Here is a 14,310-nt window from a genome sequence, read left to right as displayed (position 1 = left end):
TAAGGAGCGAAGAGTAGATGAGTCAAACTTTAGTAATTGAAATTGGACGTAAAGCACTGTTGGTAACTATCCAAGTAGCAGCACCGATGTTATTATTAGGAATGTTAGCAGGTTTAATAGTCAGTATTTTTCAGGCAACGACTCAGATTCAGGAACAGACTTTAAGTTTTATCCCCAAGATTTTGGCTGTTTTAGTGGCTTTGATGGTCTTTGGCCCGTGGGTGTTAAATGTTTTATTGGATTTTGTTGGTGAACTATTTATTAATATTCCCAGCTATATTGGTTGATAAGGTGGAGTAAGTATGGAAGAAGCAGAATTGTTGACTCAAATATATCAATTCAGTTTAGTGTTGGCCCGGATAGTAGGTTTTTTTGCAGTGGCTCCTATCTTTGGAAGTGAGGTTTTACCACGTAGATTGCGAGTAGGATTGGCAGTCTTGATCGTTTTTGTCTTATTCCCAACGCTGTCGTGGGAAGGGATTGAGCTTCCTGAGCAATTATTATTGGTTGGATATCAATTGCTGATTGAGTTATTTATTGGATTATTAGTTGGTTTTCTTTTACAATTGACATTTATTACTGTTCAGCTGGCTGGAATATTTATTGATCGGAAGATGGGGTTTATGATGGCTAGTGTTATGGATCCGTTACATGGGATTCAGGCTCCTTTAATAGGACAATTTAAGAATGTACTAGCTACCTTACTTTTTTTGTCGATTAATGCTCATCATTATCAATTGAGATTACTTGCGGATAGCTTTAAAGTGGTTCAAGTGACTAACTTTCAGTCATCACCAGAGTTTTTAAGAGCGGTACTAAGGATTATTGGTGATCTATTTCCATTGGCTTTTCAAATTGCTTTACCAATTATGGCGATTGTCTTTATTGTTGATCTTGCTTTTGGTCTGGTTGCTCGAACTGTTCCACAGATGAATGTCTTTATGCTAGGTTTACCTACTAAGGTTTTTGTTGGCCTGGTTGTTTTGGGTTTTATTTTGCCAAATTATCTGAGTTTTATGCAAAATTTATTTATGGAGCGGTTTGAAGAGTTATATCAAATCTTAAATTTAATGATAGAAAGAGGATGAACTGATGCCTGGAGAAGAAAAAACGGAAGATCCCACCCCCAAACGTAGACAAGAAGCTAGAGAAGAAGGTCAAGTAGCAAGTAGCAAGGAGTTAAATAGTGCGTTTACCTTATTATTCAGTTTTATAATTTTATACTTTTTGATGAGACATTTAATAGAAGAGATTATAAAGTTCACCTATAAATCATTTTCAAGTTATCTTACGATGGAGATGACTGCTAATAGTTTTCATAATTTATTATTAGAGATAGCCTTTTTAGGATTGAGACTGATAGCACCGATTCTGCTTATAGTTACTGCAGTAGGGATAGCAATTACTTATTTACAGATCGGCTTTTTATTTACTCCCAAAGTCTTAATACCGAAGTTAAATAAATTGAATCCGATTGAAGGGGCCAAAAAGCTCTTTTCTAAGCGGACTTTTATGGAATTGATTAAATCTTTATTAAAAGTAGGAATTATTACTTATATATCATACTTAACGATTAGAGATGTCTTGAGCCAATATTTATTATTAATTTCAGTTGGTTTGAATCATGCTTTAGGATTGATTGGGAATACCGCTTTTTCTTTGGCAATGAGAGTCAGTGCTTTTATGATTGTTATAGGGGTTATTGATTTGATTTATCAAAAGTGGGAACATGAGCAGCAATTGAAGATGACTAAACATGAGGTTAAAGAAGAGAGAAAACAGATGGAAGGTAGTCCAGAGGTCAAATCGAAACGTAAACAGAAACAACAAGAGATGGCTATGAGTAGAATGATGCAAGAGGTACCGGAAGCGGATGTAGTAATTACTAACCCGACCCATATTGCTGTTGCTGTTAAATTTGAATTGGAGACGATGGAAGTTCCAATCTTGATAGCTAAGGGCCAAGGGGAGATTGCTCAAAGAATTAAGGAAGTAGCTACAGAGAATGAGATAGAGATTGTAGAGGAGAAGCCTTTAGCAAGAGCATTATATAAATTGGTCGAGATTGGTGAAGAGATACCATATGAATTATATCAAGCTGTAGCAGAAATTTTAGCTTATGTTTATCAACTGGATGAGGAAAGGAGGTCGTAAGAGTGGCGACACCCTTAGAAAGAATTCAACAGAGTAATTGGGCCCAATATAATGATGTCATCTTTGCAGTAGCAGTAATTATGGTAGTAATAATGTTTATTATTCCTTTACCGACAGTTTTATTGGATCTTTTATTGACACTAAATATTAGTTTAGGATTAACTATTTTGTTAGTTTCGATGTATTTAGTGAATCCTTTAGAGTTATCTGTTTTTCCATCATTATTATTGATAGCTACATTGTTTAGATTGGCATTGAATGTTTCTACGACTAGATTGATTTTAGGTCAGGCAGATGCTGGAAATGTAATAGAGGCCTTTGGAGATTTTGTTGTAGGAGGAAATTATGTAGTAGGATTTGTTATTTTTGTTATCTTAGTTGCAATTCAATTTATTGTAATTACTAAAGGTGCTGAAAGGGTAGCAGAAGTTTCAGCGCGTTTTACTTTAGATGCTATGCCTGGTAAGCAGATGAGTATCGATGCTGACCTAAACTCAGGATTGATTACTGAAGCTGAAGCAAGGCAGAAAAGAGAAGAGATTCGTCAGGAAGCAGACTTTTATGGGGCGATGGACGGTGCCAGTAAGTTTGTTAAAGGTGATGCAATAGCAGGAATTATAATTACTTTAATCAATGTTTTAGGTGGGTTGGTCATTGGTGTTATTCAACTAGGAATGCCAATTACAGATGCATTACAGACATATACATTATTGACTGTTGGTGATGGTTTGGTCAGTCAGATCCCAGCTTTATTGATCTCTACAGCAACTGGTATTGTTGTGACTAGAGCAGCTTCGGAAGGGAATTTAGGTCAAGATTTTACTAAGCAGTTGTTGGCCCAGCCCAAAAGTTTAGTATTGGTTGCGGTAGTTTTATTTGTCTTAGGGCTTTTTAGTCCGTTACCGACATTTCCTTTTTTGTTGTTGGCTATTTTAGCAGGGGGCTTAGGTTATCTTCTATATGATGCTTCTGTTGAAGAGATAAAAGAAGAAGTAGCTGCTGTTGAAGAAGAAGAGGTTGAGGAATATCGTGAGCAAGAAAATATAACTCAACTGTTACAGGTTGATCCGATGGAAGTAGAAGTAGGATATAATCTAATTCCTCTAGTAGTACCTGAACAAGGAGGAGATTTGTTAGATCGAGTTTCTATGATTAGAAGACAGTGTGCCTTAGAATTAGGAATTGTGATTCCTCCAATTAGAATCAGAGATAATATGCAGTTAGAACCGACCCATTATCGAGTCAATTTACGTGGAGTTGAGATAGCAGAACATGAAATTTTAGCTGATAAGTATTTAGCAATGGATTCTGGAATGGCTACAGAAGAGATTGAAGGAATAGATACGACAGAGCCAGCTTTTGGCTTGCCTGCTTTATGGGTTGATGAGGCTGAGAAAGAGAAGGCAGAAATGGCAGGCTATACAATAGTTGATCCTCCCTCAGTAGTAGCAACTCATTTGACTGAATTGGTTAAATCACATGCTCATGAGCTATTAGGAAGACAAGAGGTTAAAGAGTTGATCGATAATGTGAAAGATGATTATTCAGCAGTTGTTGATGAATTGATTCCTGATTTATTATCGATTGGACAGGTACAAAAGGTTTTGCAGAATTTATTAAAAGAAGGTATTTCGATTAGGGATTTAGTTTCAATTTTAGAAGTGCTTGCTGATCAAGCTAGAAACACACAAGACAAGAAGATTTTGACTGAATATGTTAGACAAGATGCGTTGTCTAGGCATATTTCTAAAAAATATAAGGATGATAATAGCAATATTTATGTAATTACATTAGCACCGCAGTTAGAAGAAAAACTTTCTGAAGCAATGGAGCATACTGAACAAGGTTCTTATTTAGCACTTGAGCCTAATATAACACAGCAGATCTTAAATAATTTGGCCCAAGAAGTAGAAAAAGTAAGTAATCAAGGTTATGAACCAATTGTATTAACCGCTCCGATTATTAGGTACCATTTCAAAGAATTGACGCAACAGATAGCACCTAATTTAGTTGTATTATCGTTTAATGAATTAGAACCTTATCTTAATGTTCAGACAGTAGGGATGGTGAGGTTATAAAATGAAGATAAAAAAATATCGTGGAGAGAATATGCAAGAAGTAGTTGCTAAAGTTAAGTCTGATTTAGGCTCTGATGCCATTATTCTTCATACCCGCAAGTATAAAAAAGGAGGAGTCTTTGGTTTATTTGCTAAAGAGATGGTTGAAGTTTTAGCTAGTACTGAAGGAAAAGAAAGTAAGCAGCGAGAAGATAATCAATTAGAGCGTGAATTGAAAGAGATGAAGGGTATGATGAATAATTTAATGGGAGAGATGGAGAATAATCGTCAGCAAAATTTATCTTTAATGCCTAAGCAGAGTTTTCAAGAATTAATTGAGGCATTATTAGAGGTTGGAATCAGTCATGAGACAGCACATCAACTAGCTGGTAAGATTGTAAGAAGGTTAGGAGCTCCTACTTTAGAGGATCAGGAAGGAATTAGAGAGATTTTACAAGAAGAATTGAAAAGTCAACTTAATAATATAGAACCTATCCAGCTAGAAGATGGAAGAACAAAAGTAGTAGCTTTAGTCGGGTCAACTGGTGTCGGCAAGACTACTACGTTGGCAAAATTAGCTGCTAATTTTGCTTTATTTGAAGATAAGAAGGTAGGCTTAATTACAGCTGATACCTATCGTATTTCAGCAGTTGATCAATTAAAAACTTATAGTGAAATTATTGACCTACCTTTAGAAGTTGTATTTACTCCTCAAGAGTTAGTAACAGCAATTGAAAATTATCAAGGATATGATTTAGTATTGATTGATACTGCTGGAAGGAGTCAAAATAATCAAGTGCATATGTCAGAATTAAAAGGTTTTATCAAAAAAGCTCCAATTGATGAGGTCTATCTAGTATTGAGTGCTACAACTAAGATAGAGGATGCAATGGAAGTGATTGATATATACCAAATGATTGATTTAGATAAATTGATTATTACTAAACTTGATGAAACTAACTCATTGGGAGTTGTCTTTGAAGTAATGACTAAAGCTGAAAAACCCTTATCTTATGTAACACTAGGACAAGATGTACCTGAAGATATAAAGATAGCTGAATCTAATGAATTAGCTGCTGATATTGTTAAGGGGTTTGAATTATGACAGACCAAGCAGAAAAATTGAGAAACTTAGTTCAAAGTATGAAAGGGAAGTCTAAAGAGAAAACTAAGGATAAATTGACAAAAGGTAGCGTAATAAAAAAAGAGAACTCAGCTTATGTATATGCTATAACAAGTGGTAAGGGTGGGGTAGGCAAATCGAACTTAACTGCTAATTTGGCCTTAGGATTACAGCGAGAAGGTAAAGAAGTGATGGTCATTGATGCTGATTTAGGAATGGCCAATTTAGATGTTATTTTAGGTGTTAGTCCTAGCTATAATTTAAGCCATGTTATTAGAGGAGAAAAAAAATTAGAAGAGATAATTGTAGATGGCCCTGATGGTTTAGCTTTAATTCCTGGAGGGTCTGGATTAGAAGAGTTAGCTAATCTATCTTCTTATCAGATTAATAATTTAATTGACTGTTGGAATAAAATAGATAAAGAGTTCGATATTATTCTAATTGATACAGGAGCTGGTTTAACCAATAATGTTATTAATTTTGTTTTAGCAGCAGATGAAGCGATTGTCATCTCTACTCCAGAACCAACATCAATTACGGATGCTTATGGAGTAATAAAAGTAATTGCTAAACATGACCAAGAAGCTATTATTAAATTAGTAGTTAATCAAGTGGAAAATAGTAATGAAGGTAACAAGGTGGCAGACAGACTGGTTAAAACTGCTCGTGATTTTTTAAAGTTGGAAGTAAGTTTATTAGGGGTTTTACCTACTGATAAAGCAGTAACTAAGGCAGTTAAAAAGAGAAGGCCATTCTTTTTAGAATTTCCTAAAGCACAAGTAGTAAAAAGCACTAATCAAATAGTTGCTAAGTTGTTAGACAAAGAAGCAAAAGAAAAAGAGCCTAAAGGGATTAAAGGTTTTTTTAATAAGTTGTTAAACTTTTAGTTGAGGAGGGAGATTGTGAGGAATACCCAGAGGATTAACAAGTCTCAACTTCGCCGTAAGCTGAAGATAAATCAGGGAATTGAGATAGAGTTTTTACATGAACAATATGAAGATAAGTATTCCGCTCAAATAGCAGATATCTTAACTGAGGATACTTTTTTGATTACCAACCCGTTTGCTAACGGAAAATTAATTAAGATTTCTAATGGAACGAAAGGAACTGTTTTCTTGCAAAAACAGAATGGATTATACAGGATACCTGTTACAGTAATAAGCAAAGAAGTAGATGTTACCCCGCTACTAAAGTTAAAGATATCAGGTCAGATCAAGAGGACCCAAGAGCGTAAATCATTTAGATTAGAGATTTATGAAGAGACAGAATATGAATTAGTGGGTGCCGAAGTTTTTCAAGCAGAAAATATTACTGGAATTGATGGAGAAGAGAATGATCATAAAGCACTTATTGTTGATATTAGTGCCGGTGGATTGAAGATGAAGATGCAGACGATGATGGAGTTAGAAGAAGAAGAGATTATTAGAATTAATCTTGATTTTGCTGATCTTTCAGTAACTAAGGTGTTAGGTCAAGTGGTTAGAGTCACAGAAAAGATTGAAAATGACCAAAAGAAGTATATTGTAGGAGTAAAATTTGTTAATTTGGCTAAAGAGCATAAGGATAAGTTGGTGAAGTGGATTTTTGATAAACAGCGTGAATTAAGGCAAAAGGGGCTTATTTAACCTATTTAAATTGGGAGGGGGCTTATATGTTAGAGCGAAAGTTGTCTATCGAACAGGAAGTAAAGTTCAGTAAAACTGAAGAAAATATAGCTGATAGTAAGAAGGCTAAGGTAATTGATTTTAGCAAAGAGCAGATAGAATTAATAGTTTTAGAAGAAGTAGAGCAGAATTTGTCTTCATTAGAAAAGGGTTTGGAGCTGACGGTGCACTGGATTGATAATAATGGATTATATAAAGTTGAAACTGAATTGATTTCCTGGAAAAAAAAGCCGCATCCAATTTTAATAGTGGGTGTTAAGGGCCAACTCCAAAGAATTCAGCGCAGAAATTATGTTAGGGTACCAGTAACAGGTGAAGTAAAGTATAGAATAGTAGAATATAGTGATATCAAGGAAAAATTTAAGGCGATTGATAGAGATAGAGAATTTAGCGTAGCAGCAATATCAGATATAAGTGGTGGCGGTTTAAGAATAATAACAGAAAATTTAAATGATTTAGAAGAAGGAGATTTTTTGGAGCTAAAAGTGTTAACGCCTTTGAGTCTAGATATAGTTAATGGAGAAGTAGTTCGAATTAGAAGAAAAAAAGTTAAAACAGGTGAAGTTAAATATTCTATTGGAGTTAAATTTTTAGATTTAGCTGAATATCTTAGGGATGAAATAGTTGAATGGGTTTTTTCTAAACAGAGAGAGTTAAGAAAAAAGGGATTGATTTAATTTACCTAGAATATATATATAAGAGGTGATCGTTGATGCGTAATAATGATTTGTCTCAGTTAAAGCCATTACAATTGGATGCTTTAAAAGAGGTAGCTAGTATTGGAGCAGGGAATGCTGCTACTTCATTATCCGCTATGCTAAATAGTAAGATTAAAATGACAGTTCCTAATGTTAATTTAACTCCAATATCAGATCTGCCTGGTATAATTGGCAATGAAGAGGAGTTAATAGTAGCTATGTTAGTCAGAACTGAAGGGGATATTAATGGAGGAGTTTTATTTACTTTGCTCCCAGATAGTGCCAATTTATTGATTCAATTGCTTGCTGGTCAAGATACAGATATTGAAAATGAGCTAGGGGAGTTTGAAGCCTCTGCTTTAAAAGAGATCTCTAATATTTTAACTGGAGCAAATTTAAATGCATTTTCTCAGATGTTAGACTTAAAGATCAACCCTTCAGTCCCTTCTTTAGAGTTTGATATGGCTGGGGCTATTTTAGAGGTCTGTTTTATAGAATTAGGTCAAATAGGAGATTATGCTTTAGTGATTGAAACAGAATTTTTAAGTGATATGGAACAGGAGGTTAAAGGAAACTTTTTTTTAATACCTGAACCAGAATCTTTACAATTTATACTAGAGAAGTTGGGTGTTGCTAGTGAAAGGTAAAATCAGAGTAAGAATGGCAGATCTTAAAGTTGGAAGTGGAGAAGATATTATTATTACTTCTGGCTTAGGTTCCTGTGTAGGGGTAACACTCTATAATAAATCGACAAAAATCGGTGGTATGGCTCATGTAATGTTACCTGAATTTCCTGCTAACCGTGAACAAGGGAACCCTGCTAAATATGCAGATACTGCTTTAGATATGTTATTGGATAAATTAAGAAAAAAAAGAGTTAATCTCAATCGCTTGGAAGCTAAAATGGCTGGTGGAGCTCAAATGTTTAATTTTTCTAGTTCAAATGATAAAATGAGGATAGGAGCTAGAAATATAGAGGCTGTTGAGAGGATTTTACAGGAAAAGGGAATTCCTATTTTAGGAGCTGAAGTAGGCGAAAATTATGGAAGGACTATGGAATTGCATAATGCAACTGGTAAAGTATTAATTAAGACAGTAAAACATGATGATATAGTTTTATAAAAGGAGAGATTATAAATTGAGCTGGTTAGCTAAAAAGTTGGCTTTACTATTTTTAGTAATTGCTAGTATTGTAGTTTTAGCAGTAGCTCTAATTGCTAATTTAAACTGGTTGACAATAGTCAAAAGATCAGTTATAGGAGGATTAGTTTTTAGTTTAATTGGAGCAATTATAGGTCAATTAATAGCTAATAACTTAAATAGTAATAAATCAGAAAAATTAGCAGGAGCTGAAGCTGAAATAGCAGTCAATGAAGAAAAAAATGAAGGTGAAGCAGAAGAGTCGGAATTGACCCCACTTAATTTTAATGATCTAAGTCAAGATAATCCAAATATAATAAATGACATAGAAGAAAATTCTAAAAAAACAGCACAGATAGTTAGAAATATGAAAGAAGAGAAGTAGGGGGGATTTAGATGATCAGCACTAAGAATGATGAGGATGTGTTATGGCGTGAGTATAAACAAGAAAATTCGCAACAGGCTAAAGAGAAATTGGTTTTGAAATACCTCCCATTGGTTAAGCATCTTGCTGGTAAGGTTATTGTTACTTTGCCTGATAATTTTAATTTTGAGGATTTAGTCAATTATGGTGTGTTGGGATTAATGGATGCACTAGAGCGATTTGATGATGAGCGAAATATAAAATTCTCAACTTATGCAGTACCAAGAATTAGAGGAGCAATTTATGATGAGCTCAGAAAGTTAGATTGGGTACCTCAAAGCATTAGAAGGAAAGCAAAGAATTTGACCAAAGTTTATATTAAATTAGAAAATCAATTAAATAGGACTCCTACTGACCAAGAAGTGAGAGCAGAATTAGATTTAACTAAGCAGGAATTTAATCAGTTGTTATCTGAAGTTAATATCCCAGACAATACTTCATTAGAAAGAGTAATTGCACCTCAAGATGGAAATAAGTTGAGATTAAAGGACTTGATTGAAGATCCAGAAGGTGTTGGCCCGGAGAATGTTTTTGAGTATAATGAAATGAAACAAATTTTAGGTGAAACTATTAATAAGTTGCCTAAGAAAGAAAAGCTAGTGATCAGCTTATATTACTACGAAGATTTGACCTTAAAAGAGATAGGAGAAATTATGGAATTGAGTACAGCTAGGATTTCACAACTACATACAAAAGCTATCTTTAGATTAAGGGGCCATTTAAGTAGAAAAAAAGAGTTATTAGTAGGCTAACTTATGAGAGGAGGAAGGGATATGTTAATAGTTGAACAGGTAACAATAGAGGCTAAAAAAGAAGATGAGGCTTTAGAGAAGGCATACGAACTACTTAAAGAGAGAGTAGAAGAGGAGTTTAGTAAAGAAGATATATCTTTAGAAGTACTTGAAGAAAAGAAGATTTTAGGTTTTTTTGGTAGCAAAAAGGTTTATGAAGCTGTGTTAGAAATTGAAGAGTCTATTGATGGAAGCTTTGAGGTTAAGGTTAAATCAGATGGGATCTTTTTAAAGGTAAAACCTCCTCAAGGAAATGGAGCAGAAGTTAAAATTGAAACAATTGAAAGAGTATTAGAAGAAAAAGAGATTGTTGATATAGACTATGCTGCTATTAGTGAAGCATTAACTATTAATGAAGAGATTAAAGTTGCTGATAGAAAACCAGAATTAGATCGTGATGCAAAAGTTAATGTAACTATTAGTTCAGATCAGATGGCAGCTTATCTAGACTATTGCCCACCTTTAGGAGGAGAGGAGTATACTGTTGATCAGGTAATTAAGCAATTGAAAGAAGCAGGAGTTGTAGCGGGGATTAGAAGGGAAGAATTTACTGCCGATTTTGCTCCTCAAAAAAAGTATGAGAATTATCTAATAGCAGTAGGTAAAGAACCAGTTCCTGGTGAGGATGGAAAGATAAATTTACAATTTGACTTGGAAAAAAAAGACAAAAACGTCAATCAGTTAGATGATGGTAGTGTTGACTTTTATAATTTAAATAGAATCATCAATGTGGAAGAAGGGGAAGTATTGGCTACTAAGAGTCTACCGGTAGAAGGCGAGGCTGGAATAACAGTAACTGGAGAAGAAATTCCTCCTGAACCAGTTGAAGATATTGAGCTGCAAGAAGGTGAAAATGTTGAAATTAGTGAGGATGGTTTGGCTATTAGATCGACTATGGAGGGTCAAGTTGTTTATAATGAAGGGAAGATTAGCGTCTTGGATGTCCATACAGTCAATGGTGATTTAGACTTATCGACTGGGAATATAGATTTTAAAGGTAATGTGATAGTCAAAGGTAATGTCAATGATGGGTTGGAGATTAAAGCTAAAGGTAATGTACAAATCAATGGTAGTGTACATGGTGGGAAGATTAAATCTCAAGGCCAGGTTGATATAGCTAAAGGTTTTATTGGCTTAAATAAAGGAGAGATCAATGCTCAAGGAAATATTACTGTAAAGTTTATTGAAAATGGTATAGTTAAGACAGAAAAAGATCTGGTTGTTAAAGATGCAATTATGCATAGTGATATAGATGCTGGAGAGCAGATAATTTTAAATCAGGGCAAAGGGTTGATTGTAGGAGGAAAGGTTAGAGCAGGGAAAGAAATAGATGCGAAGATTATTGGTTCTAGCTTGGCAACTTCTACTGAAGTTTATGTAGGAATTACCCCGGAGTTAAGGGATCAATTTGAAACAAAGCAAGCTGAATATAATCAAAAGCAGGAAAAAATAGATGAAATAGTTAAGGATGTTAGAGTATTAAAGAAGAAGAAAGAGAAGCTTGATGGTAAATTATCTAATAAAAAACAACAATTATTGAACCAACTGACACGTCAAAGGTTTAATCTTGCCGGTGATTTAGAAAAGTTGAAGGCTGAGCGTGATAAGTTGGCTGAAAGGTTAGAGGAAGGAAAGAAGGGTAGAATTAAGGTTTATGAGACTATCCATTCAGGAGTAACCCTTACAATTGGGACATGTGGTAAGAAGGTAACAAAGTCTAAAAGCCATCTTCAATATTATGTTGAGGATGAAGAGGTTAAGACTACATCTTATTCATAAGGTGGTGATTGAAAATGACTGAACCAATTACACCTAAGACAACTCTTCCTCGTTCTTTAAAAATTAATCAACTAGAACAAGAACGGCAAAACAAACCTGAGTTAGACTATAATCAAGTTGCTCAAGAATTAAATAAAAAGAATATAAAAAAAGAGAATAGAGTTAACAAGTCTGAAGAAACTGAGCATAAACAAGTTGAAGAGGAGGAGGAAAAGGCTAAACAACAAAATCAAGAGCAGGAAAGTAAAGAAGGAGCTCAGGAAGATGATGAGCAATTGTTCACTAAGAAACGAGGTTCATATATTGATATTAAGATTTGACAGGAGGTAATAAGATGGAGTACCTATTTTTTACTTTAGGGATTGTAATAATCCTTCTTTCTTTAGTGCTGACTTATCGTGCTGAAAAAAGAGAAGGGAAGTATCATTTGGAATCAGAAGTACTTACTCAACTTAGTAAAATACAAGAGTCAGTAAATAACAGACAAGCAAGTGAAGAGTTTAGTAAAATATTAAATACAAAATTAGATAATAATACTTTTAAAGAAGATGTAGTTAAGGAGTTAATAAAAGAATTATCTGAAGATGTTAAACTATTAAATGAAAAGATTGAAGGAGTCAAAAAAAGAATTGATGTTAATTATATTTCAAACTCAAATTTAAGTCCTAGCAAAGTCAAAGTCAGTAATAATAAAGGAGAAAGAAATCTGCTAGATCAAAAAGAATATAATCAAATTCAACGATTACTTGAGCAAGGGTTAGAATTATCAGAGGTGGCTCAAAAGTTAGATAAAGGAAAGCGTGAGATAGAACTGATCTGTAAGTTGAATTCACGGAGGGAAGAATAATGATTCGTCATATTTTATTGGGGATAGGGATAACTTTTTTAATTTTTTCTTTAGTGTTAGTAGGTACTGACTATCAAATTCAACAAGAAGAATTAATGCTTGAAAGGGAAGAGTCAGCAGAGGAATATTCAAATGTAGTTGAGTTAGCTGATCGAGAAGATGAGATTATAATAAGTAAAGCTAGAGGGTTAGGTATGACTTTTCCTGGTGAAAATTATCAAAGCTATAATTCTAATGTTAACTTACAACAAGAGGTTGATTTAGAGAAGGTATTAATTCATTTGGAAGAAGAGTTTGAAGTTAAAACTTTAAAAGAAAAGACAAAGAACGAAGAAGAGGATAAAATAGAGCAGGAAAGAGAAGAGTTAACTGCAGAAATTGAAAAATTATTAGAGCAAGAAGATCTTGAAATTGAAGAAAAAGAAGAGGGAGAAGTAATTCAAATTACAATTCCAAAAGGAATGCCTAGTAGGCAGGTAGCTACTTTATTAGTAAAAAAAGAACTAATTGAAGATCGACTTGTCTTTATTCAAATTTTAGATAAGTTAGATAGTGAAAAGAAGGTTATGGCAGGAACTTATCAATTTTCTACTGAAACTTCCCCTTTGAAATTATTATTAACTTTGCTAGCAGAATAATTAATTTTTGATATTTTAGCTTGGATTTAAATTTGAGCTTGAGGTTGAGAAAAAATGTTTAAAATTGTTGATATTATTTTAGGCATGTGGTATACTACTTAATGGTGTATTGAAGATAAAACTAGCACACACATCTTTGGACTTTAATAAAGGTGCCCTTTGGGTCTTATTAAAGGATGAAGAAGATGGAGGATTAAAAACCGAGAGGAGGTGCCGAAGTAATGTCTGTAGTTACTATGAAGCAATTATTAGAATCTGGAGTTCATTTTGGTCATCAAACAAAGAGATGGAATCCTAAAATGAAAGATTATATCTTCACTGAAAGAAATGGAATCTACATAGTAGATTTACAGCAGACTGTTAAGTTTGCAGAAAAAGCTTATGACTTTGTTTGTGAGTTAGCGAGTGAAGATAAGAATATCTTGTTTGTGGGTACTAAAAAACAGGCCAAAAACACAATTAAGAAAGAAGCTGAACGATGTGGAATGCCTTATGTTAATGAAAGATGGTTAGGTGGTATGTTAACTAACTATCAAACAATTCGTAAGAGAATTGATAGGCTAGAAGAACTTGAGCAAATGGAAGAAGATGGTATTTTCGAGGTTCTACCTAAAAAAGAAGTTATGGAGTTAGAAAAAGAACGAAACAAGTTAAAGCGTTTTTTAGGTGGAATTCGTGATATGAATGGATTGCCTGATGCTCTTTATGTTGCTGATCCACGTAAAGAAGAGATTGCTGTTGCGGAAGCGAATAAATTAGGAATTCCAGTAGTTGCAATTGTTGATACTAACTGTGATCCTGATGTGATTGATTACATGATTACAGGTAATGATGATGCTATTAGAGCGGTTAAGTTATTAACTGGTGTTATAGCTGATGCTGTTTTAGAAGGTAAGCAAGGTCAAGTTGAACAAGAAGAGACTACTGAAGAGCAAGAGCAAGAAACTGAAGTAGAGGAAGACTAAAATAACTAACTGTAAAGGGCGTGGAAATAA

Annotated in this window: 17 protein-coding genes; all 17 read left to right on the top strand. The window is 34.0% G+C overall.

Annotated elements, in window-relative coordinates; translation table 11 throughout:
• The first annotated feature begins 17 nt into the window (after nt 1-17).
• The 17 genes from fliQ to rpsB all read left to right on the top strand — a co-directional run bounded on the left by fliQ (nt 18) and on the right by rpsB (nt 14,280).
• Nucleotides 18-287, top strand: a complete 270-nt coding sequence (gene fliQ / locus ACKF5P_RS07185) for a flagellar biosynthesis protein FliQ (protein ID WP_408954538.1) — start codon at nt 18-20, stop codon at nt 285-287.
• A gap of 15 nt (nt 288-302) precedes the next feature.
• Nucleotides 303-1,088: a flagellar biosynthetic protein FliR gene (fliR, locus tag ACKF5P_RS07180; RefSeq protein WP_408954537.1), complete on the top strand. Its 786-nt coding sequence runs from the start codon at nt 303-305 to the stop codon at nt 1,086-1,088.
• Nucleotides 1,089-1,092: 4 nt separating this feature from the next.
• On the top strand, nt 1,093-2,154 hold the full coding sequence (gene flhB / locus ACKF5P_RS07175; protein WP_408954536.1) for a flagellar biosynthesis protein FlhB: 1,062 nt from the start codon (nt 1,093-1,095) through the stop codon (nt 2,152-2,154).
• Between the two features lie 2 nt (nt 2,155-2,156).
• The gene (gene flhA / locus ACKF5P_RS07170; RefSeq protein WP_408954535.1) at nt 2,157-4,232 is read left to right on the top strand and encodes a flagellar biosynthesis protein FlhA; all 2,076 of its coding nucleotides are present in this window, start codon (nt 2,157-2,159) and stop codon (nt 4,230-4,232) included.
• 1 nt (nt 4,233) lies between these two features.
• Nucleotides 4,234-5,316: a flagellar biosynthesis protein FlhF gene (gene flhF, locus ACKF5P_RS07165; protein ID WP_408954534.1), complete on the top strand. Its 1,083-nt coding sequence runs from the start codon at nt 4,234-4,236 to the stop codon at nt 5,314-5,316.
• Nucleotides 5,313-6,221: a MinD/ParA family protein gene (locus tag ACKF5P_RS07160; RefSeq protein ID WP_408954533.1), complete on the top strand. Its 909-nt coding sequence runs from the start codon at nt 5,313-5,315 to the stop codon at nt 6,219-6,221. The genes flhF and ACKF5P_RS07160 overlap by 4 nt, the downstream gene beginning before the upstream one ends.
• 15 nt (nt 6,222-6,236) lie before the next feature.
• Nucleotides 6,237-6,959, top strand: a complete 723-nt coding sequence (locus tag ACKF5P_RS07155) for a flagellar brake protein (protein WP_408954532.1) — start codon at nt 6,237-6,239, stop codon at nt 6,957-6,959.
• Between the two features lie 26 nt (nt 6,960-6,985).
• A complete protein-coding gene (locus tag ACKF5P_RS07150; RefSeq protein ID WP_408954531.1) occupies nt 6,986-7,675 on the top strand; it encodes a flagellar brake protein in 690 nt (229 codons plus the stop codon).
• Between the two features lie 35 nt (nt 7,676-7,710).
• Nucleotides 7,711-8,343, top strand: a complete 633-nt coding sequence (locus tag ACKF5P_RS07145) for a chemotaxis protein CheC (RefSeq protein ID WP_408954530.1) — start codon at nt 7,711-7,713, stop codon at nt 8,341-8,343.
• 13 nt (nt 8,344-8,356) lie between these two features.
• Nucleotides 8,357-8,818, top strand: coding sequence for a chemotaxis protein CheD (locus ACKF5P_RS07140; RefSeq protein ID WP_408956635.1), 462 nt, complete (start codon nt 8,357-8,359; stop codon nt 8,816-8,818).
• Nucleotides 8,819-8,834: 16 nt separating this feature from the next.
• Nucleotides 8,835-9,221, top strand: coding sequence for a hypothetical protein (locus ACKF5P_RS07135; protein WP_408954529.1), 387 nt, complete (start codon nt 8,835-8,837; stop codon nt 9,219-9,221).
• An 11-nt stretch (nt 9,222-9,232) separates the two neighbouring features.
• Nucleotides 9,233-10,012, top strand: a complete 780-nt coding sequence (locus ACKF5P_RS07130; protein ID WP_408954528.1) for a FliA/WhiG family RNA polymerase sigma factor — start codon at nt 9,233-9,235, stop codon at nt 10,010-10,012.
• Nucleotides 10,013-10,033: 21 nt separating this feature from the next.
• Nucleotides 10,034-11,830 (top strand): FapA family protein, encoded by a 1,797-nt coding sequence (locus ACKF5P_RS07125; protein WP_408954527.1) that lies wholly within the window; start codon nt 10,034-10,036, stop codon nt 11,828-11,830.
• Between the two features lie 14 nt (nt 11,831-11,844).
• Entirely contained in the window at nt 11,845-12,150 is a 306-nt protein-coding gene (locus ACKF5P_RS07120) for a hypothetical protein (RefSeq protein ID WP_408954526.1), read from the top strand.
• 14 nt (nt 12,151-12,164) lie between these two features.
• Nucleotides 12,165-12,677, top strand: coding sequence for a hypothetical protein (locus ACKF5P_RS07115; protein WP_408954525.1), 513 nt, complete (start codon nt 12,165-12,167; stop codon nt 12,675-12,677).
• Nucleotides 12,677-13,315 (top strand): hypothetical protein, encoded by a 639-nt coding sequence (locus ACKF5P_RS07110; RefSeq protein WP_408954524.1) that lies wholly within the window; start codon nt 12,677-12,679, stop codon nt 13,313-13,315. Before ACKF5P_RS07115 ends, ACKF5P_RS07110 begins: the two co-directional genes overlap by 1 nt.
• Before the next feature lie 221 nt (nt 13,316-13,536).
• Nucleotides 13,537-14,280 carry a 30S ribosomal protein S2 gene (rpsB, locus tag ACKF5P_RS07105; protein ID WP_408954523.1) on the top strand — a complete coding sequence of 248 codons (744 nt, stop codon included), beginning with the start codon at nt 13,537-13,539 and terminating at the stop codon, nt 14,278-14,280.
• Nucleotides 14,281-14,310: the final 30 nt, after the last annotated feature.

The organism is Natroniella sp. ANB-PHB2, from assembly GCF_046097105.1.
Classification (GTDB): domain Bacteria; phylum Bacillota; class Halanaerobiia; order Halobacteroidales; family Halobacteroidaceae; genus Natroniella.
Note: the sequence above shows the minus strand (reverse complement) of the source record. Positions and strands in the feature narration are given on the sequence as shown.